This window comes from Streptomyces sp. CA-142005, assembly GCF_050942335.1.
Taxonomy (GTDB): Bacteria; Actinomycetota; Actinomycetes; order Streptomycetales; family Streptomycetaceae; genus Streptomyces.
Map to the genome: position 1 here is coordinate 3,791,300 of NZ_CP192078.1, position 23,938 is coordinate 3,815,237.

At 68.8% G+C, this 23,938-nt stretch carries 17 protein-coding genes; 1 reads left to right on the top strand and 16 read right to left on the bottom strand.

Annotated features, from left to right (window positions below; translation table 11 throughout):
• Positions 1-255 precede the first annotated feature (255 nt).
• The 12 genes from ACQPXS_RS17885 to ACQPXS_RS17940 all read right to left on the bottom strand — a co-directional run bounded on the left by ACQPXS_RS17885 (position 256) and on the right by ACQPXS_RS17940 (position 18,240).
• Entirely contained in the window at positions 256-2,313 is a 2,058-nt protein-coding gene (locus tag ACQPXS_RS17885) for a restriction endonuclease (protein ID WP_433450309.1), read from the bottom strand.
• A 415-nt stretch (positions 2,314-2,728) separates the two neighbouring features.
• Complete coding sequence (locus tag ACQPXS_RS17890) at positions 2,729-4,690, bottom strand: TIGR03960 family B12-binding radical SAM protein (RefSeq protein ID WP_433450310.1); 1,962 nt, start codon at positions 4,688-4,690, stop codon at positions 2,729-2,731.
• A gap of 70 nt (positions 4,691-4,760) precedes the next feature.
• Positions 4,761-6,260, bottom strand: a complete 1,500-nt coding sequence (locus ACQPXS_RS17895) for a CHAD domain-containing protein (RefSeq protein WP_433450312.1) — start codon at positions 6,258-6,260, stop codon at positions 4,761-4,763.
• Positions 6,261-6,407: 147 nt separating this feature from the next.
• Positions 6,408-7,604: a rod shape-determining protein RodA gene (gene rodA / locus ACQPXS_RS17900; RefSeq protein WP_433450314.1), complete on the bottom strand. Its 1,197-nt coding sequence runs from the start codon at positions 7,602-7,604 to the stop codon at positions 6,408-6,410.
• The gene (gene mrdA, locus ACQPXS_RS17905) at positions 7,601-9,859 is read right to left on the bottom strand and encodes a penicillin-binding protein 2 (protein ID WP_433450315.1); all 2,259 of its coding nucleotides are present in this window, start codon (positions 9,857-9,859) and stop codon (positions 7,601-7,603) included. Before mrdA ends, rodA begins: the two co-directional genes overlap by 4 nt.
• Positions 9,860-10,026: 167 nt before the next feature.
• Complete coding sequence (gene mreD, locus ACQPXS_RS17910) at positions 10,027-10,704, bottom strand: rod shape-determining protein MreD (RefSeq protein ID WP_433450316.1); 678 nt, start codon at positions 10,702-10,704, stop codon at positions 10,027-10,029.
• Positions 10,705-10,718: 14 nt separating this feature from the next.
• Positions 10,719-11,660 carry a rod shape-determining protein MreC gene (gene mreC, locus ACQPXS_RS17915; RefSeq protein WP_433450317.1) on the bottom strand — a complete coding sequence of 314 codons (942 nt, stop codon included), beginning with the start codon at positions 11,658-11,660 and terminating at the stop codon, positions 10,719-10,721.
• A 166-nt stretch (positions 11,661-11,826) separates the two neighbouring features.
• Complete coding sequence (locus tag ACQPXS_RS17920; protein WP_020940056.1) at positions 11,827-12,846, bottom strand: rod shape-determining protein; 1,020 nt, start codon at positions 12,844-12,846, stop codon at positions 11,827-11,829.
• Between the two features lie 314 nt (positions 12,847-13,160).
• Positions 13,161-13,574: a nucleoside-diphosphate kinase gene (gene ndk / locus ACQPXS_RS17925; RefSeq protein WP_351797736.1), complete on the bottom strand. Its 414-nt coding sequence runs from the start codon at positions 13,572-13,574 to the stop codon at positions 13,161-13,163.
• 66 nt (positions 13,575-13,640) lie between these two features.
• Positions 13,641-14,003: a DUF4233 domain-containing protein gene (locus tag ACQPXS_RS17930; RefSeq protein ID WP_351797735.1), complete on the bottom strand. Its 363-nt coding sequence runs from the start codon at positions 14,001-14,003 to the stop codon at positions 13,641-13,643.
• Positions 14,004-14,012: 9 nt separating this feature from the next.
• Complete coding sequence (folC, locus tag ACQPXS_RS17935; RefSeq protein ID WP_433450319.1) at positions 14,013-15,524, bottom strand: bifunctional tetrahydrofolate synthase/dihydrofolate synthase; 1,512 nt, start codon at positions 15,522-15,524, stop codon at positions 14,013-14,015.
• 91 nt (positions 15,525-15,615) lie between these two features.
• Positions 15,616-18,240, bottom strand: a complete 2,625-nt coding sequence (locus ACQPXS_RS17940) for a valine--tRNA ligase (protein WP_433450320.1) — start codon at positions 18,238-18,240, stop codon at positions 15,616-15,618.
• 137 nt (positions 18,241-18,377) lie between these two features.
• Here ACQPXS_RS17940 and ACQPXS_RS17945 point away from each other — a divergent pair, with 137 nt between their 5' ends.
• Positions 18,378-19,343, top strand: a complete 966-nt coding sequence (locus ACQPXS_RS17945; RefSeq protein ID WP_433450321.1) for a hypothetical protein — start codon at positions 18,378-18,380, stop codon at positions 19,341-19,343.
• Positions 19,344-19,406: 63 nt separating this feature from the next.
• On the opposite strand, the gene clpX is transcribed toward ACQPXS_RS17945, so the two are convergent.
• The 4 genes from clpX to tig all read right to left on the bottom strand — a co-directional run bounded on the left by clpX (position 19,407) and on the right by tig (position 23,895).
• The gene (clpX, locus tag ACQPXS_RS17950) at positions 19,407-20,693 is read right to left on the bottom strand and encodes an ATP-dependent Clp protease ATP-binding subunit ClpX (protein ID WP_433450323.1); all 1,287 of its coding nucleotides are present in this window, start codon (positions 20,691-20,693) and stop codon (positions 19,407-19,409) included.
• 171 nt (positions 20,694-20,864) lie between these two features.
• Positions 20,865-21,530 (bottom strand): ATP-dependent Clp protease proteolytic subunit, encoded by a 666-nt coding sequence (locus tag ACQPXS_RS17955; RefSeq protein ID WP_059249543.1) that lies wholly within the window; start codon positions 21,528-21,530, stop codon positions 20,865-20,867.
• A gap of 69 nt (positions 21,531-21,599) precedes the next feature.
• Positions 21,600-22,205, bottom strand: coding sequence for an ATP-dependent Clp protease proteolytic subunit (locus ACQPXS_RS17960; protein ID WP_208903621.1), 606 nt, complete (start codon positions 22,203-22,205; stop codon positions 21,600-21,602).
• 319 nt (positions 22,206-22,524) lie between these two features.
• The gene (gene tig, locus ACQPXS_RS17965; protein WP_433450324.1) at positions 22,525-23,895 is read right to left on the bottom strand and encodes a trigger factor; all 1,371 of its coding nucleotides are present in this window, start codon (positions 23,893-23,895) and stop codon (positions 22,525-22,527) included.
• Positions 23,896-23,938 lie beyond the last annotated feature (43 nt).

A 23,938-nucleotide genomic window follows, 5' to 3' on the forward strand; every position in this document is an offset into this window, starting at 1 on the left:
CGGCGATCCGCCGGACCTCGGACGCTCGGGCAGTGGCGCCTGGTGGACCACCGCGAAGATCGTGGCGTCGCCCTCACGGGACATGGCGGCCGGAATGATCGCGCGAGCGCCGCGGTACTCGGCCGCCAGCCGCAGCTGCTGCTGCTCTGCGGCGTGTCGACGGTCAGAGGCAAAAGCCTTCATTCCGGTTGGCCCCACCTGGATCTGCGTGTCCATGACCGGACAAGGTCAGCACTATGTAGGAGCCCCGTGTCGTCACTCCACTTCGATGCCGTACTCCTGGACGAGCTGCTCCAGCCCACCTGTGTACCCCTTCCCTCCAAGCACGAAGTCCCAGTCGCCATTGGGCCTGAGCCGGAAGGAGCCGAGCACCAATGCGGTCTCGCCGGAACGGCCATCGGAGACTTCGAGCCGACCGAGCTCAGTCATTGCCGGGTCCAGCAACCGAATACATGCATCGGTGAATCCGGATAGGTCGGCTTCCGGGTCCACCTCCGGATCAACGGCCGCCACAAGCACGAACCGATCAGCCGCTTCCGGGAGCGCGTCGAAGGAAACACGGAGCGCTGCCTTGTCCGGTGCCGCAGCTGGCACTGTGCGTACCGAGCCGTCCGGCGTCTGCGGGTTGTTGAAGAAGACGAAGTGGTCTTCGCTCAGGACTCGGTTACCACGGCAGACGAGAGCGCATACGTCCAGTGCGTCACTCCCGGACCACGTCATGCCCAACACGTTGTGGTTGTCGGGCGCTGTTGCAGGACTGGACGGCGACGGCTGCGCTGGAGTCGCTCGCCCTCCCTCCCCCAGGCGCCCACGAAGCCCGTGCCGGTGCAGGAGGTCGACGAGTTCACCGCCCGAGATGAGCTCCAAGGGCTTGCCCCGGGCGAATGCGTGTGAGCCGGGGCCGAAGCCCGCCGTGGTCACCAGCACTCCCTTGTTGGCGCCGACGTCCTGGACCGTCCCGTACAGGTCACGCACCGCGGTGGGCGGCACCGTGCTGCGGTAGCGCTTCACCTGTACGACGATCTTGCCGCCTCGTATGGGCGTCGGGTCCAGCGCATCCACATCCACGCCACCGTCATTCGAGCGCTGGGTCATCACAGCCTGCATGCCCATGGCACGGAACAGGTCGGCAACGAGCGACTCGAATTCGATCGGATCCATGTCATACAGATCCGGCTCCTCATCACCGCCGTGCGCGATGACATGGTTTCCGACATCCTGAGGCTTGCGGCCCGGGCGTACGGAAGTGAGCTGATCAGGGCGGGACGCGAGCTGACCCCTCAACGCGTCGGTCAGACAGCTGACCGCGTCCACCTGTTCCAGGTGCAGGCCGGTGAACGCCGCCCGCTGGGCCATGACGGTCGCAAGGAAGATGTGCGTGCGTCGGCCCGTGGCCGGATCGTGGGCGTCGACGAAACCGTTCAGGGCCACCGAGTCGAGGATGCTGTACTCGTCCGCCGCGAAGAGCTGATGCAGGACCAGCAGCAGGCTCTGTGCGAGCACCTCTCGATACAGCCCACGACGCTGGGTAACAGGACGTGCGGTTTCCTTGTCCTCGTCCTGGGCGGGCGCGTACCTCACGGATTTCGCCTCGGGGACCACGTCATATCCGGGCAGCTCCCAGTCCAGCACAAGCTGTCGCGCCGCCGAGTCGAAGGCTGCCGCGACCTGCCGAGGGAACCCTTCCGGCCAGGCAGGCGAGGAGTAGAGAGCCGCTGAGAAGTACTCGACCACGGAGTCAGGGTCTCCCCGCCTGACACCCTCGGTCACCTCGACGATGCTGGCATTGTGCCGACGCACCTCCACACGCTGAGCCCCAGTCCTCTGCTCGTAGTCCCGCTGGAGGGCAGCCAACTGCTGCTGTCGCTGGGCCTCGGCAGCTTGCGCAGCGTGCCAGTCCCGTTCAAAACGAGCCCGTGCCTCCGCCTCGGCCTGTGCACGCCTGTTTGCGGTCCAACCCCCCTGCGCCTGGTACTGACTCGGATCCGGCATGCGCACGGGCCAGGCGAGCTGTCCCGGATCGAACGGCGGGATCTCTTCCGCGCGCATCAGGGACGAGGCTCTGAAGGCCGGCGCCTGGCAGCCCGCGGTCAGCAGCCCTTGCAAGGTGGCGACCTGCGCGTCCAGCTCCTCCGTGCGCCGCCTCGCCTCTGCCTGTCGGTACTGCCGGTACTCCTGCGTGGCACGTCGTTGATAGGCCCGCGCCTGCCGTGCCTCTTCCCGGCGCCGTCTGGCTTCGGCTTCCACTTGACGCTGGTGCTGACGCTGCGCTTCTGCCCAGGCACCGACAAAACCAGCAGAGCGACGACTCATGCGCTACAGGCCCTCCCCAGGATGTCGGCAGAGCCGACCAAGCTCTGGTTGCCCCCACAACCAGTAGTAACCAAACGACTTTACCCAGCAATCGCTGGTACGGACATCAACTTGCCAAAGGCAACTTGCACCGGCAGGTCCGGCAGGTCACGACACAACTGTGCCCCCTCCGAAGCGAAGGGGGCACACATGGTCGCCACGTGGCCTGTGCGCGGCCGCACAGGCTCAGACCCACTCCACTTCAGAGTGGATGCCCCACGACCTTCCAGGACCCGGCAGAGGCGTGCGAGGGCGCTCCTGCGGCGCCTGCCGACGGCTCGAAGCTTGAGTTCCGAGAGCAGCCAATGCAGCAGCCAACTCGTCCTCGCTCGCCCCCGCCGGCGCCTCCATCACCCGATCGAGTGCCTCGCCCACCTCAGTGCGCGTGACCACTCGAAGCCGGCGTCTGACCTGCGTTCTTGACCGTCAGCGGCAGCAGCTTCTTGCCGGTCGGGCCGATCTGGATGTGGGTGTCCATCTGAGGACACACGCCGCAGTCGAAGCAGGGCGTCCAGCGGCAGTCCTCGACCTCTGTCTCGTCGAGGGCGTCCTGCCAGTCCTCCCAGAGCCAGTCCTTGTCCAGGCCGGAGTCGAGGTGGTCCCAGGGCAGGACCTCCTCGTAGCCGCGCTCGCGGGTGGTGTACCAGTCGACGTCCACGCCGAAGGGCGCGAGGGCCTTGTCGGCGCAGCTCATCCAGCGGTCGTAGGAGAAGTGCTCGCGCCAGCCGTCGAAGCGGCCGCCGTCGTCGTACACCGCGCGGATGACGGCGCCGATTCGGCGGTCGCCCCGGGACAGCAGGCCTTCCACGATTCCCGGCTTGCCGTCGTGGTAGCGGAAGCCGATCGAGCGGCCGTACTTCTTGTCGCCGCGGATCTTGTCGCGGAGCTTGGCGAGGCGGGCGTCCGTCTCCTCCGCGCTCAGCTGCGGGGCCCACTGGAAGGGGGTGTGGGGCTTGGGGACGAAGCCGCCGATGGAGACCGTGCAGCGGATGTCGTTCGAGCCAGAGACCTCGCGGCCCTTCTGGATGACGTGCGTCGCCATGTCGGCGATCTGGAGGACGTCGTCGTCGGTCTCCGTCGGCAGACCGCACATGAAGTACAGCTTCACCTGGCGCCAGCCGTTGCCGTAGGCCGTGGCGACCGTGCGGATCAGGTCGTCCTCGGAGACCATCTTGTTGATGACCTTGCGGATGCGCTCCGAGCCGCCCTCCGGGGCGAAGGTCAGGCCCGAGCGGCGGCCGTTGCGGGTCAGCTCGTTCGCCAGGTCGATGTTGAAGGCGTCGACGCGGGTGGAGGGCAGGGAGAGGCCGATCTTGTCGTCCTCGTAGCGGTCGGCGAGGCCCTTGGCGATGTCGCCGATCTCCGAGTGGTCCGCGGAGGAGAGGGAGAGCAGGCCCACCTCCTCGAAGCCCGTCGCCTTCAGGCCCTTGTCGACCATGTCGCCGATGCCCGTGATCGAGCGCTCGCGCACCGGGCGGGTGATCATGCCGGCCTGGCAGAAGCGGCAGCCGCGGGTGCAGCCGCGGAAGATCTCCACCGACATGCGCTCGTGGACCGTCTCGGCCAGCGGGACGAGGGGCTGCTTGGGGTAGGGCCACTCGTCCAGGTCCATGACCGTGTGCTTCGACACGCGCCAGGGGACACCGCTCTTGTTCGGGACGACACGGGCGATACGGCCGTCCGGCAGGTACTCGACGTCGTAGAACGCCGGGATGTACACCCCGCCCGTCTTCGCCAGGCGGAAGAGGACCTCCTCGCGGCCGCCGGGGCGGCCCTCGGCCTTCCACTCGCGAATGATCCGGGTCATGTCGAGCACGGCCTGCTCGCCGTCGCCGATCACGGCCGCGTCGATGAAGTCGGCGATCGGCTCCGGGTTGAACGCCGCGTGGCCGCCGGCCAGGACGATCGGGTCGTCGTCCGTGCGGTCCTTGGACTCCAGGGGGATTCCGGCCAGGTCCAGGGCGGTGAGCATGTTGGTGTAGCCCAGCTCCGTGGAGAAGCTCAGCCCGAGCACGTCGAAGGCGCGGACCGGGCGGTGGCTGTCCACCGTGAACTGGGGTACGCCGTGCTCGCGCATCAGCGCCTCCAGGTCCGGCCACACGCTGTAGGTGCGCTCGGCGAGGACGCCCTCCTGCTCGTTGAGGACCTCGTAGAGGATCTGGACGCCCTGGTTGGGCAGGCCGACCTCGTACGCGTCCGGGTACATGAGCGCCCAGCGGACATCGCACTCGTCCCAGTCCTTGACGGTGGAGTTGAGCTCTCCGCCGACGTACTGGATCGGCTTCTGCACGTGGGGGAGCAGAGCTTCGAGCTGCGGGAAAACCGACTCGACAGGCATCTCGCGAACCTTCATGAGCTGACAGGGGTGACCATCAAGCGTAACCCGGCCGAAGGGCTCCCCCGAACGCTCAGCCGGCCGCCCCGGAGCGGATCTCCTTCCACAGTCCGGGCAGCTCCGCCTCAGCCTGGGCCGCCCGTGCCTCCTCGCGTCCGTACAGCACCCCGTATGTGAAGGTGCTCTCCCCCGTCGCATGGGCCACCGCGGACAGCTCGCGCAGGGTCAGGCGGGTCATGACGCTGTCCTGGTGGTCGCCGAGGAGGGTGGTCAGGGACTTCATGGCCTTGGTGAGGAAGCCGGCCGGTTTTCCGAGGGCCGGGGTGGCGGCCTCGGCCGCGTACCGGGTGCGCTTGGCCTTCTTGCGGGCCTCGTGCACGGCGACGTCGCGTTCCGCGCCGGGCGGGACGCCGATCGCCCGCTCGACCAGGGCGGACAGGGTCGCCAGGTCCTTGTCCATGGCCTTGGCGAGGACCTTCTCCGGCTTTTTCCCGGCGGCCTTGCGCAGTGGCGAGTCGGCGAGGAGCGCGTCCAGGGTGTCCAGCAGGGTCAGATAGCGGCGGGAGTCCAGCACGCCGGTCAGATGGGCCTGGGCGCCGCCGCCGCCGGCCTCGGCCCAGGAGGCGAGGCGTTCGGGGACCGGTCCGACGACCAGGTCGGGCGGGAGGGCGTCCAGGTCGGCCGTCAGGCGTTCGGCCATCACCTCCTGGTCGCGGTCCACGCCCAGCTCGCCCGCGAGCCACTTCAGCTCGTCGGCGACGGGGTCGGTGACGGTGCGGTCGAGGACGGAGCGGAAGCTGTGCAGGGTGCTGCGGGCGCGGCGGGTGGCGACCCGCATGCGGTGCACGGAGTCGGGTACGTCCCGGCGGACGGCGGGGTCGAGCTCTACCAGCACGTCCCGCTGGGCGCGCAGATAGGCGAGAACGTGGTCGCCGGCCGTCACCGGCGGTGCGGGCTTGGCCTTCCTGTGGCGCGCTCCCCCTGTCTGCTCCAGGGCCCGGGCGAGCTTGGACGGCGACTTCGAGGGGCGCACGCCCGCCCTGCGCAGCCGTTTCTCCACCAGGTCCAGGAAGGCGGGGTCACCGTCGTCGGCCAGTTCCACCTCGATCTCGGTCCACTGGGCGGCCCCGCCCTGCGCCCCGAGCCGCTCGGCGGTGACGGCGTCGACGCTCGCCTCGGCCAGCAGGGTGCCGTCCGCGTCGACCAGGTGGCGCACATCGCGGGCGGAGCGCAGCCGGACCAGCGGGACCAGTTCGGCGTCCCTGACCCGGGACCGGGCCAGGGCGGCGATCTCCTCCGGGACGGTGTCGGAGAGCGGGGCCCTGATCTCGTCCCGCACGCCCGGTTCGACCGGGAACTTCAGATGCCAGCCGGCGTCCGAGCCGCCGGTGCGGCGGCGCAGGGTGAGGGCGGCGGCGGTCAGGCGCTGGTCGGCGGTGTCGTAGTAGGTGGCGTCGAGCTCCACCAGGCCCTTGTCCAGGACGGCGGCCACTCCGCCGACGCCGGTCAGGTCGGGCAGCCCGCTGTCGTCGGACTCGTACTTGCGCTCGATCTCGCGTTTCGCATCCGCCATGGATCGAATCTAGTTGTCCGCGCGGTGGTGCGGCAGGGGTGGTCCCGGGTGAATGGCCGGAAAACTCCCGTCATCCACCCGGTGAACCTCCACGCGCATCATCCGTATCGCCGGGTAACCGCAGGCCACCGCCGGACCGCCGGAGGCCTACGCCGACATGGGTCTTTGGACCTTGATCGACTGCAGCAGTCCCACGGCCATCCAGACCGCGAACATCGACGAGCCGCCGTACGACACGAACGGCAGCGGCAGTCCGGTGACCGGCATGATGCCGAGGGTCATGCCGATGTTCTCGAAGGCCTGGAAGGCGAACCAGGCGACGATCCCGGCGGCCACGATGGTCCCGTACAGCTCGGTGGAGTCGCGGGCGATGCGGCAGGCCCGCCACAGCACCACGCCGAGCAGGAAGATGATGAAGCCGGCGCCGACGAAGCCCAGCTCCTCCCCCGCGACCGTGAAGACGAAGTCCGTCTGCTGCTCGGGCACGAACTGGCCGGTGGTCTGCGAGCCGTGGAAGAGGCCGGCGCCGGTCAGGCCGCCGGAGCCGATGGCGATACGGGCCTGGTTGGTGTTGTAGCCGACGCCCGCCGGGTCCAGGTCCGGGTTGGCGAACGCGGCGAAGCGGTTGATCTGGTACTCGTCCAGGATGTGCAGCTGCCAGATGGCGACACAGCCGATCACGCCGGTGATGAGCAGGCCGAAGACCCAGCGGTTGGAGGCGCCGGAGGCGAGCAGCACGCCCAGGATGATCGCCACCATGGCGAGCACCGAGCCGAGGTCGGGCATGAGCAGCAGGATCAGGCACGGTACGGCCGCGAGGCCCAGGGACTGCGCCACCGTCCGGTGGTCCGGGTACGGCTTGTCGCCGGCGTCCACCCGGGCCGCGAGCATCATCGCCATGCCCAGGATGATCGTCACCTTGAGGAACTCGGCGGGCTGCAGCGAGAAGCCGCCGATGACGAGCCAGTTGCGCTGGCCGTTGATGGTGGCGCCGAGCGGGGTGAGGACCACCAGGGCCAGCAGGACCGACAGGCCGTAGAGCATCGGCACGGCGTTGCGCAGGGCGCGGTGGCCCAGCCAGAGCGTGCCGAGCATGAGGGCGAACCCGATGCCGAGGTTCATCAGGTGCCGTTCCAGGAAGAAGTAGGGATCCCCCTGGTTGATCTCGGTGCGGTTGCGGGTCGCCGAGAACACCAGCGCGGACCCGATCAGGGACAGCGCGAGGGCGGCCAGCAGTATCGGCCAGTCGAGCCTGCGGGCCAGCGAGTCACGGGCGAAGATCCTCGTCCAGCCGGCCCGCTCGGGGCCGTACCCGGAGACGGAGAAGCTGTTCGCGCCGGTCATGAGGGCATCCTCCGGCTTCCCCGCTTGGGGATCCTGCGTGGTCGCCTGCGGGTGTCGCGGTTGCCCGTGGTGGGCGGGGGCGAGGTGGCGGGCTGCTGGTCGGCGCCGTTGCTGGGGTTGTCCTGCTGGGAGGCCTCGGCGTCCTTCGCCGGGTCGCCCGCGACCTTCGGGGCGTCGATGGTGCCGTCGGTGCGGACCTTCGGCAGGCCCTTCTGCGGCTCGGGCAGCAGCGCCTTCTTGTTGTCGATGGAGCCGTCGCCCTGGACGCCGTACAGCGCGCTGTAGATGTTGCGCACGGCCTCACCGGCGGAACCGGAACCCGTACCGGCCTGGGAGATCGTCATGATCACCGAGTAGTCCTTGGAGTACGTGGCCAGCCAGCCGGTGGTCTGCTTGCCGTAGACCTCCGCCGTACCGGTCTTGCCGTGCAGGGGGATCTTGTCCTGCGGCCAGCCGTTGAACTTCCACGCGGCCGTACCGCGGGTGATGACGCCCGCGAAGGCGTCGTTCATGCCCTTGAGGGTGGCCTGGCTGACCGGCAGCTTGCGCTGCGCCTTGGGCTTGATCTCCTGGACGCTCTTGCCGTCGGCGCTGATGATCGCCTTGCCGATGGTCGGGACGTACTCGGTGCCGCCGTTGGCGACGGCGCCGTAGATCATCGCCTCCTGTATCGGCGTCACGAGGGTGTCGCCCTGGCCGATGGAGTAGTTGATCTCGTCACCCTCGCGCATCTTGTTGCCTTCGAGGCAGTTCTCGTACGCGATCTTCTCGACGTAGGAGCCGTCCTTCTTGCCGCTCTTGCACCAGGCGTCCTTGTTGGCCTTCCAGTAGTCCAGCTTCCACTGGCGGTCGGGGACACGGCCGGTGACCTCGTTGGGGAGGTCGATGCCGGTCTCCTTGCCGAGGCCGAACTGGTGGGCGGTCTTGAAGAAGTAGTCCTTCGGCTGGCCCTTCTTGGGGTTGATGCCGCCGTCCCGCTTCCACTCCTTGTCGGCGAGGCCGTAGAAGACGGTGTCGCAGGAGACCTCCAGGGCGCGGCCCAGGGAGATGTCGCCGAAGTTCTCGCCCTCGAAGTTCTTGAAGACCTGGCCGCCGACCGAGTACGAGCTGGTGCAGGGGTAGCCCCCGTCCCAGGCGTAGCCGGCCTGGACCGCCGCCGCCGTGGAGACCACCTTGAACGTCGAACCGGGGGCCGCCTGGCCCTGGATGGCCCTGTTGAGCAGCGGGTAGTCGGAGTCCTTGCCGGTGAGGGCCTTGTAGTCCTTGGCGGAGATGCCGCCCACCCATACGTTCGGGTCGTAGGTCGGGGCCGAGGCCATCGCGACGATCCGGCCGGTCTTGGCCTCCATGACGACGACGGCGCCGGAGTCGGCCTTGTAGTTCTCCTGGGTGATCTTGTCGTACTGCTGGCGGGCGGCCTTCATCGCCTTGTCCAGTTCGTACTCGGCGACGCGCTGGACGCGGGAGTCGATGCTGGTGACCAGGTTCGAGCCGGGCTCGGCGGCGTCCGACTTGGCCTTGCCGATGACCCGGCCGAGGTTGTCCACCTCATAGCGGGTGACGCCGGCCTTACCGCGCAGCTCCTTGTCGTACTGCCGCTCCAGACCGGAGCGGCCGACCATGTCGGAGCGCAGATAGGGCGAGTCGGTGTCCTTGGCCTGCTGGATCTCGGCGTCGGTGACGGGCGAGAGATAGCCGAGCACCTGCGCGGTGTTGGACTTGCCCGGGCCCGGGTAGCGGCGCACGGCCTCGGGCTCGGCGGTGATGCCGGGGAAGTCCTCGGCGCGCTCACGGATCTGCAGGGCCTGCTTGGGCGTGGCCTCGTCGGTGATCGGGATGGGCTGGTACGGCGAGCCGTTCCAGCACGGCTTGGGGGTCTTGGCGTCGCACAGCCGGACCTTCTGGATGACCTCCTCGGGCTTCATGCCGAGGACGCCCGCCAGCTTGGTGAGGACGGCCTTGCCGTCGTCCTTCTGCTTGAGCAGGTCGGTGCGGGAGGCGGAGACGACCAGACGGGTCTCGTTGTCCGCGAGGGGCACCCCGCGGGCGTCCAGGATGTCGCCGCGCACGGCGGGGTCGACGACCTGCTGGACGTGGTTGCCGGACGCCTCCTTCTGGTACTGGGCGCCCTCACGGATCTGCAGGTACCAGAGCCGGCCGCCGAGCGTGCCGAGCAGGGAGAGGACGAGGATCTGGATCACGACGAGCCGGATCTGGACCCGTGGGGTCCGGCCGGTCTCGGGGATGTTGGTCACTGCGGTTGTCTCCCCCTCTCAGTGCGCGGGCGTGTGTGCGAGCGGCGCGTGTGTGCGCACCGGCTGCGCGCGTACGAATGATGAACGACCAGCCTGTGAACCCGCGTTCCACGAAAGCTGCCCCGTTCGGGTGAACTCCCCGGACTCCTCGGCTGCCTGACTCGCCCTCACAGTCGCTTGACCCCCTTGATGCGGCCGACCCGCGCGGAGCGGGTGCGGGCCTTGGCCTTCAGCCCGCCCAGGCCGCCGCGCTGGCTGCCGATGCGCAGGCCGGTGCCGGAGGAGAGCCAGCCGGTGGAGATGTCACCGGCCTTGGCGGCGGGGCCGCTCTCGGCCAGCGGGTCGTTGTCCGCGCGGCGGGCCAACCACATGATCGCGGGGACCACGAACGGGGCGAGCAGCAGGTCGTACAGGGCCGCCGAGAACAGCAGTCCGGTCAGGCCGACATGGCGGGCGGCCGTGTCGCCGACGAGGGCGCCGACGCCCGCGTACAGCAGCGTGGAGCCGACGGCGGCGGCGACCACGACGGCCATCGGACCGGTCGCCGACTTCAGGCGGCCGTTCTCCGGCTTGATGAGCCCCGCGAAGTAGCCGGTGACGCACAGCACGAGGGCGTAGCGGCCGGCCGCGTGGTCGGCGGGCGGGGCCAGGTCGGCGAGCAGGCCGGCGCCGAAGCCGACGAGGGCACCGCCGACATGGCCGTACACCATGGCGAGGCCGAGGACGGTGAGCAGCAGCAGGTCCGGGACGGCGCCCGGCAGATGCAGGCGGGCGAGGACGCTCACCTGGATCACCAGGGCCACGACGACCAGCGCGCTGGAGAGCAGGATCCGGTTGAGGCGCATGGAAGAGTCAGCTCCTACTGCTGCTGGCCGGTCGGGTCGTTCTCGTCGGCGGAGGGGGTCACCGTGACGGTCACCGTGGGCGTCGGGACCGGCTTGGGCTGGGCCGGCAGGACCGTGTCGCGCGGGTCCTTCTTCGGGGCCTGGACGACCACGCCGACGATGTCGAGCTTGGTGAAGCCGACGTACGGGGTGACGTAGATCGTGCGCGTGAGGCCGCCGTTGGAGGGCTCGACGCGGGAGACCACGCCGACCGGCACGCCGGGCACGAACGGCCGGTCGGCCTGCGAGCCGAAGGTGACGAGGCGGTCGCCCTTCTTCACCTCCGCCTGGCCGTTGAGCAGTTCCACGCGCAGCGGGCGGTCGCCCTGCCCGGAGGCGAAGCCGAGCTCGTCGCTGCCCTCCATGCGGGTGCCGACCGTGAAGTCGGGGTCGTTGGCGAGCAGCACGGTGGAGGTGTCCGGACCGACGGTGGTGACGCGGCCGACCAGGCCGTCGCCGTTGAGGACGGTCATGTCGCGCTTGATGCCGTCGTTGGCGCCGGCGTCGATGGTGATGGTCCAGGAGAAGCCCTGGGCCGCTCCTATGGCGATGACCTGGGCGCCCTTGATGCCGTACTGGCCCTCGCCGGCGATCTTCAGCATCTTGTCGAGCTGGCGCAGCCGGCTGCGGTTGCGGTCGTCGCTGCCGAGCTTCGCCTTGAGGGCCGCGTTCTCCTTCTCCAGCCGGGCGAGCCGGTCGTGGCGGCCGCCGGAGTCGCGGATCGCGGAGACGGCATTGCCGACCGGATCGACCGCCGAGGACAGCCCGTTCTCGACGGGGCCGAACACCGCGGCCGCGGCATGCCGGGCACCGTCGACCGGGGAGTTCCTGCCCCCGCGGATGTCCACCGTGATCAGCGCGAATGCGATGGCAACCAGCAGGACCAGGAGCAGCCGGCTCTCTTTCGTGTCCCTCACGTGCGGCGGCCGTGCCCTTCCTCAATAGGAATTCGGGAGCCCCTCTTTGCGGGCGCTTCACGCGAAACGCGAACCCGAGGGGCCCATTTGTGGGAGCTTATGCCTCTAATCAACGATCCGCCGCACGAGAGGAGAACGTCTCGTACGGCGGAATCGAAGAGTTACGTCATCTGCGCGGCTGGGCGTCCAGGACCTGCTGCAGCGCCTCGAACTCCTCGACGCATTTGCCGGAACCGAGCGCGACGCTGTCCAGCGGGTCCTCGGCGATGTGGATCGGCATGCCGGTCTCCCGGCGCAGCCGCTCGTCGAGGCCGCGCAGCAGGGCTCCGCCGCCGGTCAGAACGATTCCTCGGTCCATGATGTCGCCGGACAGCTCCGGCGGGCACTTGTCGAGGGTCGTCTTGACCGCGTCCACGATCGCGTTGACCGGCTCCTCGATCGCCTTGCGGACCTCGGCGGCCGAGATGACCACGGTCTTGGGCAGCCCGGACACCAGGTCCCGGCCGCGGACTTCGGTGTGCTCGTCGGAGTCGAGGTCGTACGCCGAACCGATCGTGATTTTGATCTGCTCGGCCGTGCGCTCACCCAGCAGGAGGCTGTACTCCTTCTTGATGTACTGGATGATCGCGTTGTCCAGTTCGTCGCCCGCGACCCGGATGGACTGGGCGGTGACGATGCCGCCGAGCGAGATGACCGCGACCTCCGTGGTACCGCCGCCGATGTCCACCACCATGTTGCCCGTGGCCTCGTGGACCGGCAGGCCGGAGCCGATGGCGGCGGCCATGGGCTCCTCGATGATGTGCACCTGGCGCGCACCCGCCTGGGAGGACGCCTCGATCACGGCGCGGCGCTCGACGCCCGTGATGCCCGAGGGCACGCAGACGACCACCCGCGGGCGGGCGAGATACCGCCGCTTGTGGATCTTCAGGATGAAGTAGCGGAGCATACGCTCGGTGATCTCGAAGTCGGCGATCACGCCGTCCTTCAGCGGGCGGACCGCCACGATGTTGCCCGGCGTCCGGCCGATCATCTTCTTCGCTTCGGCACCGACCGCGAGGATCCCACCCGTGTTGGTGTTGATCGCGACGACGGACGGCTCGTTGAGTACGATTCCGCGACCCCTGACGTACACCAGCGTGTTGGCGGTCCCGAGGTCGACAGCCATGTCACGGCCGATGAACGACATTGAGTTCCCCATCCGGATTCATCTGGCCTTCCCGAGCTTTTGAGGGCATATCAGGTCGGCGAGGCGGGTGCGGTGACGCGAAGGCTTCCATCGTAAACGCGCCTTCGCGAACACTGCGCGAGGGTCTCCGCCATTGTCACCATGTGGCGGCCCGCCCCGCTTGTGGAGACGCTCCATCGGTGGCACGCGTTCCCCCGAACGGCAAGGCATATGCCAAGGGACGGCCGGAAATGTACGGCCGTCCCTGGTCAGGCGCCACCGGAGCGGACTGACGCCTCGTCAGAAAAATTATCGAAAATTCAACTCGCGCGAGCTCACGCCCGGCCCGGGAAGAAGATCTTCACCTCGCGCTCGGCGGACTCCTCGGAGTCGGAGGCATGGATCAGGTTCTCGCGGACGATCACACCGAAGTCGCCGCGGATGGAGCCCGGCGCGGCGGCGATCGGGTCGGTCGGGCCGGCGAGCGCGCGCACGCCCTCGATGACCCGCTCGCCCTCGACGATCAGGGCGACCACCGGTCCGGCGGACATGAACTCGACCAGGGGCTCGTAGAACGGCTTGCCGACGTGCTCGGCGTAGTGCTGCTCCAGCGTGGCACGGTCCAGGGTGCGCAGCTCCAGCGCGGTGATCTGCCAGCCGGCCTTGCGCTCGATACGGCTGATGATCTCGCCGGTCAGGCCCCGACGGACGGCGTCGGGCTTGAGGAGGACGAGGGTGCGCTGGCTCACGGGAGGACTCCTTCTGCGGACGTCTGCGGTGGTGGGACGAGGTTACAGGGCGTGTCCGGCCGCCCGTCACACAGCGTCAGGTGTAGAGGAGCCGGACTCCGCCTGGGCGGCGAATCTGGCCTTGGCCTCGTCCACCTTTCTGCCGAAGTGCACCGAGGCCCACCACAGCGCCCCGAACACCGCGCCCATGAAGTACATGGTCGGGACGAAGACGCCGGAGGCGACCAGCGCGATCTGCAGGGCCCAGCCGAGGGCCACCCCGCCGGGCCGGGTCACCATGCCGCACAGCAGCACACACAGCAGCATGGCGATGCCGCTGACCAGCCACACCGTGGAGACCGACAGGCTCGGGTCCTTCATCGCGACGAGCCCGGCGAACCCGATGATGAAGAACTCGCCGATCAAGGTCGATGCACAGAGCGTACGCATCTTCGACTCTCAGCCCTTCCCCAGCAGCAGCCGGGCCTCGCCGACGGTGATGACGGAACCGGTGACCAGCACGCCGCCGCCGGCGAACTCGCCCTCCTCCTCGGCCAGCGTGATCGCGGCCTCCAGGGCGTCCGGCAGCCGCGGCTCGACCTGCACCCGCTCCTCGCCGAACACCTCGACGGCGATCGCGGCCAGCTCGTCCGCGTCCATCGCCCGCTGGGTGGAGTTCTGCGTGACGACGATCTCGGCGAAGATCGGCTCGAAGGCCTCCAGCAGCCCCCGCACGTTCTTGTCGCCGCTCGCGCCGACGACGCCGATCAGCCGGCTGAAGTCGAACGCCTCCCGCACCGCGTCCGCGGTCACCCGCGCGCCCGCCGGGTTGTGCGCGGCGTCCAGCACGATGGTCGGGGAGCGCCGTACCACCTCCAGGCGGCCCGGCGAGGACACGGCCGCGAAGGCCTTGCGGACGGTGTCGATGTCCAGCGGTTCGGCGCGCTGCGCGCCGACGCCGAAGAACGCCTCGACGGCGGCGAGCGCGACGGCCGCGTTGTGCGCCTGGTGGGCGCCGTGCAGCGGGAGGTACACCTCCGTGTACTCGCCGCCGAGGCCGCGCAGGGTGAGCAGCTGCCCGCCGACGGCGACCTGCCGGGCGACGACCCCGAACTCCAGCCCCTCGCGGGCCACGGTGGCGTCCACCTCGACGGCCTTCTTCAGCAGCACCTGCGCCGCGTCGACCGGCTGCTGGGCCAGGATCACGGTCGCGTCCTGCTTGATGATCCCGCCCTTCTCGCCGGCGATCTCCGCGGGCGTCTCGCCGAGGCGGTCGGTGTGGTCCAGGTCGATCGGGGTAATCACGGCGACGTCACCGTCGATGACGTTGGTGGCGTCCCACGAGCCGCCCATGCCGACCTCGACGACGGCGACGTCCACGGGGGCGTCCGCGAAGGCGGCGTACGCCATGCCGGTGAGCACCTCGAAGAAGGACAGCCGGTACTCCTGCCGGGAGTCCACCATCTCGACGTACGGCTTGATGTCGTTGTAGGTCTCGATGAACCGCTCGGCGGTGATCGGGGCGCCGTCCAGGCTGATGCGCTCGGTGATCGACTGCACGTGGGGGCTGGTGTAGCGGCCGGTGCGCAGCTCGAAGGCGCCGAGCAGGGCCTCGATCATGCGGGCGGTGGAGGTCTTGCCGTTGGTGCCCGTGATGTGGATCGAGGGGTACGACCGCTGGGGCTCGCCGAGGAAGTCCATCAGCGCGGAGATACGGCTGACCGAGGGCTCCAGCTTGGTCTCGCCCCAGCGGGTGGCCAGCTCCGCCTCGACCTCGCGCAGGGCCTTGTCGACCTCCGGGTCCTCGGGCCGTGCGGGCACGTCGGCGTGCGGCTGCCCGCCCTGGGTGCGCAGGGTGCGGCTGCCGGCCTCGATCACGGCGAGGTCGGGGTCGCGGGTGGTCTCGGCCTCGATGATCTCGTCGAAGCTGTCGAGGGAGTCGGGCTGGTCGGTGCCGTTCGGGTCGCTCACGGTGCCAGTCTACGGAGCGGCACCGACATAGGTGGGCGAAGGCCCCCGGAGCTGATGCAGTTCCGGGGGCCTACACCTCACGCCACACGACTTATGCCTGCGGCAGCTTCTCCAGCTGGGCGGTGATGCGGGCGATGTCCTCGTCCGCCTTGGCGAGGCGCGTGCGGATCTTGTCCACCACGTGGTCCGGCGCCTTCGCCAGGAACGCCTCGTTGCCGAGCTTGGCCGTGGCCTGGGCCTTCTCCTTCTCGGCGGCGGCCAGGTCCTTGGCGAGGCGCTTGCGCTCGGCGGCCACGTCGATCGTGCCGGAGAGGTCGAGGGCGACCTCGGCGCCGGCGACCGGCAGGGTGGCCGTGGCCGTGAAGGAGTCGCCCTCCGGCTGCAGGCGCAGGAGCTGGCGGATGGCGGCCTCGTGCGGGGCGAGGGCCGTACCGTCCAGCGTCAGGCGGGCCGGGACGCGCTGGCCGGGCTGCAGGCCCTGGTCGGCGCGGAAGCGGCGGACCTCGGTGATGACCGACTGGAGGGTCTCGATCTCCCGCTCGGCCGCCGTGTCACGGAAGCCGCTGTCCTTGGGCCACTCGGCGATGACGACGGACTCGCCACCCGTCAGCGTCGTCCACAGGGTCTCCGTGACGAACGGGACCACCGGGTGCAGCAGCTTGAGGGTGACGTCGAGGACCTCGCCCAGGACCCGCTTGGAGACCTCGGCCGGCTCGCCGCCCGCCTGGAAGACCGTCTTGGACAGCTCGACGTACCAGTCGAAGACCTCGTCCCACGCGAAGTGGAAGAGGGTGTCCGACAGCTTGGCGAACTGGAAGTCGTCGTAGTGGGCGTCGACTTCGGCCACGACCGAGTTGAGGCGGGAGAGGATCCAGCGGTCCGTCGCGGACATACGGGACGGGTCCGGCAGCGGGCCCTGAACCGTCGCGCCGTTCATCAGGGCGAACCGGGTGGCGTTCCAGATCTTGTTGGCGAAGTTGCGGGAGCCCTGGACCCAGTCCTCGCCGATCGGGACGTCGACGCCGGGGTTGGCGCCACGGGCCAGGGTGAACCGGAGCGCGTCGCTGCCGTACTTGTCCATCCAGTCCAGCGGGTTGACCGCGTTGCCGAAGGACTTCGACATCTTCTTGCCGAACTGGTCGCGGACCATGCCGTGCAGGGCGATGGTGTGGAACGGCGGGGTGCCGTCCATCGCGTACAGGCCGAACATCATCATCCGGGCGACCCAGAAGAAGAGGATGTCGTAGCCGGTGACCAGGACGGAGTTCGGGTAGAACTTCGCGAGCGACTCGGTCTGTTCGGGCCAGCCGAGGGTGGAGAACGGCCACAGGCCGGAGGAGAACCAGGTGTCGAGGACGTCGGTGTCCTGGTGCCAGCCCTCGCCGGTCGGGGCCTCGTCGTCGGGGCCGACGCAGACGACCTCGCCGTTCGGGCCGTACCAGACCGGGATGCGGTGACCCCACCACAACTGCCGCGAGATGCACCAGTCGTGGAGGTTGTCGACCCAGTCGAAGTACCGCTTCTCCATCTCCTGCGGGTGGATCTTGACACGGCCGTCGCGGACGGCGTCGCCGGCGGCCTTCGCCAGCGGGCCGACCTTGACCCACCACTGCATCGACAGGCGCGGCTCGATGGTGGTCTTGCAGCGCGAGCAGTGGCCGACGGAGTGGACGTACGGCCGCTTCTCGGCGACGATCCGGCCCTCGGCGCGCAGCGCGGCGACGATGGCGGAGCGGGCCTCCAGGCGGTCCAGGCCCTGGAAGGGGCCGTGGGCCGTGATGACGGCGTGCTCGTCCATGATCGTGATGGACGGCAGGTCGTGCCGCTGGCCGATCTCGAAGTCGTTCGGGTCGTGGGCCGGGGTGACCTTGACGGCGCCGGTGCCGAACTCGGGATCGACGTGGGTGTCCGCGACGACCGGGATGGAGCGGTCGGTCAGCGGGAGCCTGATGAGCTTGCCGACGAGGTGCTTGTAGCGCTCGTCGTCGGGGTGGACGGCGACCGCGGTGTCGCCGAGCATCGTCTCGGCACGGGTGGTGGCGACGACGATGGTGTCGTCCCCCTCGCCGTACTTCATGGAGATGAGTTCGCCGTCGTCGTCCTGGTACTCGACCTCGATGTCGGAGATCGCGGTGAGGCACCGGGGACACCAGTTGATGATGCGCTCGGCTCGGTAGATCAGCTCGTCGTCGTAGAGCCGCTTGAAGATGGTCTGGACGGCCTGGGACAGGCCCTCGTCCATGGTGAACCGCTCACGCGACCAGGCGACGCCGTCACCGAGGCGCCGCATCTGCCCGCTGATCTGGCCACCGGACTCGGCCTTCCACTGCCAGACGCGCTCGACGAAGGCCTCGCGGCCGAGGTCGTGCCGGGACTTGCCCTCCTTGCCCAGCTCCCTCTCGACGACGTTCTGCGTGGCGATACCGGCGTGGTCCATGCCGGGCTGCCACAGCGTCTCATAGCCCTGCATGCGCTTACGGCGGGTCAGCGCGTCGATGAGGGTGTGCTCGAAGGCGTGGCCCAGGTGCAGGCTGCCCGTGACGTTCGGCGGCGGGATGACGATCGTGTACGGCGGCTTGTCGCTCTTCTCGTCCGCCTCGAAGTAACCGCGCTCTACCCAGCGCTCGTACAGCGGCCCCTCTACATCGGCCGGCGCGTACTGGGTCGGCAGTTCGGTGTCGGGCGCGGGTGGCTGCTGCTGAGCATTCTCGGTCACGGGGGTCAGTTTAGAGGTGTCACGGGGTGGTCCCGAAACGCGTTTGTTGTGTAACGGTGCGGCCCCCGGTGCCATGCGTTTGCCATGCCTGGTCCAGGATGTCAGGAACACTTAAGCATCTGGAGGGGAACCCAGAGATGAGCAACAACCAGCCGGGCCCGTACGGAGGCCCGCCCCAGCAGCCGGGTCCGTACGGCCAGCCGGGGCAGCCTGGTCCGTACGGCCAGCCGGGGCCCTACGGTCAGCCGGGCCCCTACGGCCAGCAGCCGCAGGCCCCGCAGCCCGGTTACGGCTACCCCCAGCAGGCGCCTCCGGCCGCTCCGCCGCAGCCGGGTTACGGCTACCCGCAGCAGGGCGGCGTGCCGCAGCAGCCGAACCCGTACGGCCAGCAGCCGGGTCCCTACGGCCAGCAGCCCTACGGCATGCCCCAGCCCCCGGCCCCGGCGGGCGGCAAGAAGAAGACGGGCCTGATCATCGGCGCGGTGGCCGTGGTGGCGGCCGTGGCGGTGGGCGTGTACTTCGCGGTCGGCGGGAGCGGCGGCAGCGACGTCGCGGACGACGGCCCGCACAAGCTGATCACGCCGGCGAAGGTGATCAACGGGACGTACAAGAAGTCGGACCAGGACTCGGCCGACCAGGGCATGAGCCAGAGCGACCTGAAGAAGACGGAAGCGCTGGGCGTCGAAGACCCCAAGGACGTGAGTGCCGGCTACAGCTACGGCTCGGGCCTCACCGGGAAGAGTCTCGGTTTCTCCGGGGTGTACGGCACCATCAACGACCCGGAGAAGGTCGTCGACGGGCTGTTCACGATGATGAAGGAGGACTCCGAGAAGGACACGTCCTCCAAGGGCAAGCTCGTCGGCAGCCCGCAGAAGATGTCGCCTTCCGGCTTCTCGAACGGCGTCATGAAGTGCCAGTCCGTCGAGACGAAGGAGTCGGGCAAGACGATCACGACGCCGATCTGCGCGTGGGGCGACCACAGCACGGTCGCGTACGTCGTCTCGTTCGACTTCGCGGGGATCGCCACGGGGAAGAGCACCTCGCTGGAGGATGCCGCCCAGCTGGCCGCGAATCTCCGCAACGATGTACGGGTGAAGGCCTGACACCACAGGCCTTGACGCGGAAGGCCCCGGTCGGTTGACCGGGGCCCTTCGGCATGGCGGAGGTTACGCCGACTTCTGCTCCCCGGACCCCCGGCCCCGCGCGTCCCGCGGGATCAGGGTCGGGTTGACGTTGGAGAGGACCACGTCCGCCGTGATGACCACGCGGGCCACGTCCTTGCGGGACGGGACCTCGTACATGACGCCCTGGAGGACTTCCTCCATGATGGCGCGCAGGCCTCGGGCGCCGGTCTGGCGGAGGATGGCCTGGTCGGCGATGGCCTCCAGGGCCTCGCGCTCGAAGTCCAGCTCCACGCCGTCGAGTTCGAAGAGGCGCTCGTACTGCTTCACGAGCGCGTTGCGGGGTTCTACCAGGATCTTGAGCAGGGCCTCGCGGTCCAGGTTGTGGACCGACGTGATCACCGGGAGACGGCCGATGAATTCCGGGATCATCCCGAACTTGACCAGGTCCTCGGGCATGACGTCCTCGAAGACGTCCTTCGACTCCAGCTCGCGCTTGGAGAGGATCGTTGCGCCGAAGCCGATGCCCTTCGCGCCCGCCCGGGCCTCGATGATCTTCTCCAGGCCGGCGAAGGCACCGCCCACGATGAACAGGACGTTCGTCGTGTCGATCTGGATGAACTCCTGGTGGGGGTGCTTGCGGCCGCCCTGGGGCGGGACGGAGGCCGTGGTGCCCTCGAGGATCTTCAGCAGTGCCTGCTGGACGCCCTCGCCCGAGACGTCACGGGTGATCGAGGGGTTTTCGCTCTTCCTCGCCACCTTGTCGATCTCGTCGATGTAGATGATCCCGGTCTCGGCCTTCTTCACGTCGTAGTCGGCCGCCTGGATCAGCTTCAGGAGGATGTTCTCGACGTCCTCGCCGACATAGCCGGCCTCCGTGAGCGCGGTGGCGTCGGCGATCGCGAACGGCACGTTCAGCATGCGCGCCAGGGTCTGCGCGAGGAGGGTCTTGCCGGAGCCCGTGGGGCCCAGCAGGAGGATGTTGGACTTCGCCAGCTCGATGGCGTCGTCACGGCCCCCCGGACCGCCGTTCTCGCCGGCCTGGACCCGCTTGTAGTGGTTGTACACCGCGACGGAGAGGGCTTTCTTCGCCGCCTCCTGGCCGACCACGTAGCCCTCGAGGAACTCGTAGATCTCGCGCGGCTTGGGCAGCTCCTCCCAGCGCACCTCGCTGGTCTCCGCGAGCTCTTCCTCGATGATCTCGTTGCAGAGATCGATGCACTCGTCGCAGATGTACACACCGGGCCCTGCGATGAGCTTCTTGACCTGCTTCTGGCTCTTGCCGCAGAACGAGCACTTGAGCAGATCGCCGCCGTCACCGATGCGTGCCACGGTGTGCTTCCCCTTCGCCTGGGAGACGCCTGGATGCTTTCGAATCCAGCGGCTCCTGGTGCTGCCTTATGTCCGACGGTACCTTGCCGGGCCGGGTGTTCGGGCCCCCCTTGGCAGGGTTCACTTTGACGTGCACCGTGCCAAGAGGGGCGAAGAGTGTGCCGCTCCGCGTCAGCGGACCGCGGCGTTGTTCAGCTTGCGGGTGGAGATGATCTGGTCGACGAGGCCGTACTCCAGCGCCTCCTCGGCCGTGAGGATCTTGTCGCGCTCGATGTCCTCGCGGACCTGTTCGATCGGCCTGTTCGAGTGCTTGGCCAGCATGTTCTCCAGCTGCTCACGCATCCGGGTGAACTCGTTGGCGATGATCTCCAGGTCGGAGAGCTGACCGCGGCCGGTGGAGCCCGCCGGCTGGTGGATCAGCACACGCGAGTTCGGCAGGGCCATGCGCTTGCCGGGCGTACCGGCGGCGAGCAGGATGGCCGCAGCGGAGGCCGCCTGGCCCATGCAGACGGTCTGGATGTCGGGCTTCACGAACTGCATCGTGTCGTAGATCGCCGTGAGGGCGGTCATGTCGCCACCGGGGCTGTTGATGTAGATCGAGATGTCCCGGTCCGGGTCCATCGACTCCAGGCACAGCAGCTGCGCCATGACGTCGTTGGCGGAGGCGTCGTCGATCTGGACGCCCAGGAAGATCACGCGCTCCTCGAAGAGCTTCGCGTACGGGTCGTACTCGCGGATGCCCTGGGAGGTGCGCTCGACGAAGCGCGGAATAACGTAGCGGCTGTCGGGGCGGGGCCCTTCGTACATGCCGCTGGCGGCGCCGGGGAAGTTGCTCATGGGGTGTTCACCGTCCTGGTGGCGTTCTGGGGGCTTCGGTCTCGGCGGTGCGTGGCGCGGCCGGGCCGGTCAGGCACCGGTGCCGCCGCCTCCCGGAACACCCGAGGCGTGCGTGATGATCTCGTCAATGAGACCGTACTCCTTGGCCTCTTCCGGGGTGAACCAGCGGTCGCGGTCGCCGTCGCGGATGATGGTCTCGACCGTCTGGCCCGAGTGGCGCGCGGTCAGCTCGGACATGCGCTTCTTGGTGCGCATCAGGTACTCGGCCTGGATCTTGATGTCCGAGACCGTACCGCCGAGGCCCGCGGAGCCCTGGTGCATCATGATGTCCGCGTGGGGCAGGGCGAAGCGCTTGCCGGCGGTGCCGCCGGTGAGCAGGAACTGGCCCATGGAGGCGGCCATGCCCATCGCGATCGTGACCACGTCGTTCGGGATGTACTGCATGGTGTCGTAGATCGCCATGCCGGCCGTCACCGAGCCGCCGGGGCTGTTGATGTAGAGGTAGACGTCCTTCTCCGGGTCGGCGGCGAGGAGCAGCAGCTGTGCGGTGATCTTGTTGGCGATGTCGTCGTCAACCTGCTGGCCGAGGAAGATGATCCGCTCGTTGAGCAGCCGGTTGTAGACCTGGTCGCCGAGGCCACCACCGATGGAAGGCTCGCCGGCGGCGGAGGGCATCAGATTCGTCACGTATCCACCTGCTCGTCTTACGACGGCGCCGGGCCGTCTCATTGTTCTGCCTTTCATGGACCCTAACGCGAGGGTCCCTTCGGGGAATCCCGGAGATGGTGGTGTTCGCCGGGGGCGTAGCGCTCCGCCCGGGGCCGGGAGCCCGCTCGCCGTGAGGTGTGCGGCGCGTCGGCTGCCGCAGGTCGTCCGTGGTTGCTCAGGCGGTTCCCCACGCCCCCTCGGCGGGGCACCGCCCGGGTACGACAGCGGGCCCCGGGGAAACTCCCCGGGGCCCGCTGTACGCGCCTTACAGACGCCGTGGGGCCGCTCAGCCCTCGGCGTTCTCCTCGGAGGTCTCCGACGCCTCGGCGGCCTCGGTCTCCTCCTCCTCGTCGTCCAGGTCGACGACCTCGCCGTTGGTGTCCTTCACCGTGGCGGCCTCGACCACGACGGCCAGGGCCTTGCCGCGGGCGACCTCGCCGACCAGGAGCGGCACCTGGCCGCCCTCGACGACGGCCTGGGCGAACTGGTCGGGGGACATGCCGGAGGACGCCGCACGCCGCATGAGGTGCTCGGTGAGCTCCTCCTGGTTGACGTTGAGGTTCTCCTTCTTGACCAGCTCGTCGAGGACGAACTGGGTCTTGATGCCCTTGACCGCGGCCTCGCGGGTCTCGGTGTCGAACTCCTCGGCGGTCTTGCCCTGGATCTCCAGGTACTTGTCGAGGGTCAGGCCCATCTGGGCGAGCTGGTGGTGCTCCAGGTTGTGCTTGCGGGTGTTGATCTCGTCCTCGAGCAGCTTCTCGGGGACCGGGACCTCGACCAGCTCGAGGAGCTTGTCCAGGACGCGCTCCTGGGCCTGGGTGGCCTGGTCGAACTGCTTCATGTTGGCCAGGCGCTTGCGGCTGTCGGCCTTGAGCTCGTCCAGGGTGTCGAACTCGGAGGCGAGCTGCGCGAACTCGTCGTCCAGCTCGGGCAGTTCACGGGCGGCGACCTGGGTGACCTTGACGGTGACCTCGGCCTCCTTGCCCGCGGCGGAGCCGCCCTTCAGCTCGGAGGTGAAGGTGGCCTCCTCGCCGGCGGACAGGCCCTTGACGGCGTCGTCGATGCCGTCGAGGAGCTCACCGGAGCCGATGGTGTAGGAGACGCCGTTGGCGATGCCGTCCTCCAGCACCTCGCCGTCGACCTTGGCCTGCAGGTCGATGGTGACGACGTCGCCGTCCTCGGCGGCGCGCTCGACCGGGGAGGTGGAGGCGAAGCGCTCGCGCAGCTGCTCGACCGACTTCTCGACGTCCTCGTCGGTGACCTCGACGGCGTCGACCTCGACCTCGATACCGGAGTAGTCCGGGATCTCCAGGGCCGGGCGGATGTCGACCTCGGCGGTGAAGTTCAGCGTCTCGCCGTCCTTCAGCTCGGTGATGTCGACCTCGGGCTGGCCCAGCGGGCTGAGCTCGGCCTCGTTGACCGCCTCGGTGTAGAACTTCGGAAGCGCGTCGTTGACGGCCTCCTCCAGCACGGCGCCACGACCGAACCGCTGGTCGATGACCCGGGCCGGGATCTTGCCCTTGCGGAAGCCCTTCACCGTGACCTGCTGGTTGATCTTCTTGTACGCCGCGTCGAGGCTGTCCTTGAGCTCCTCGAAGGGCACCTCGACAGTGAGCCGAACCCGGGTCGGGTTCAGGGTCTCCACGGCGCTCTTCACGGTTCGGTCTCCTTGTGGCTGACTTCTTGGTTTCTGCCGGGGC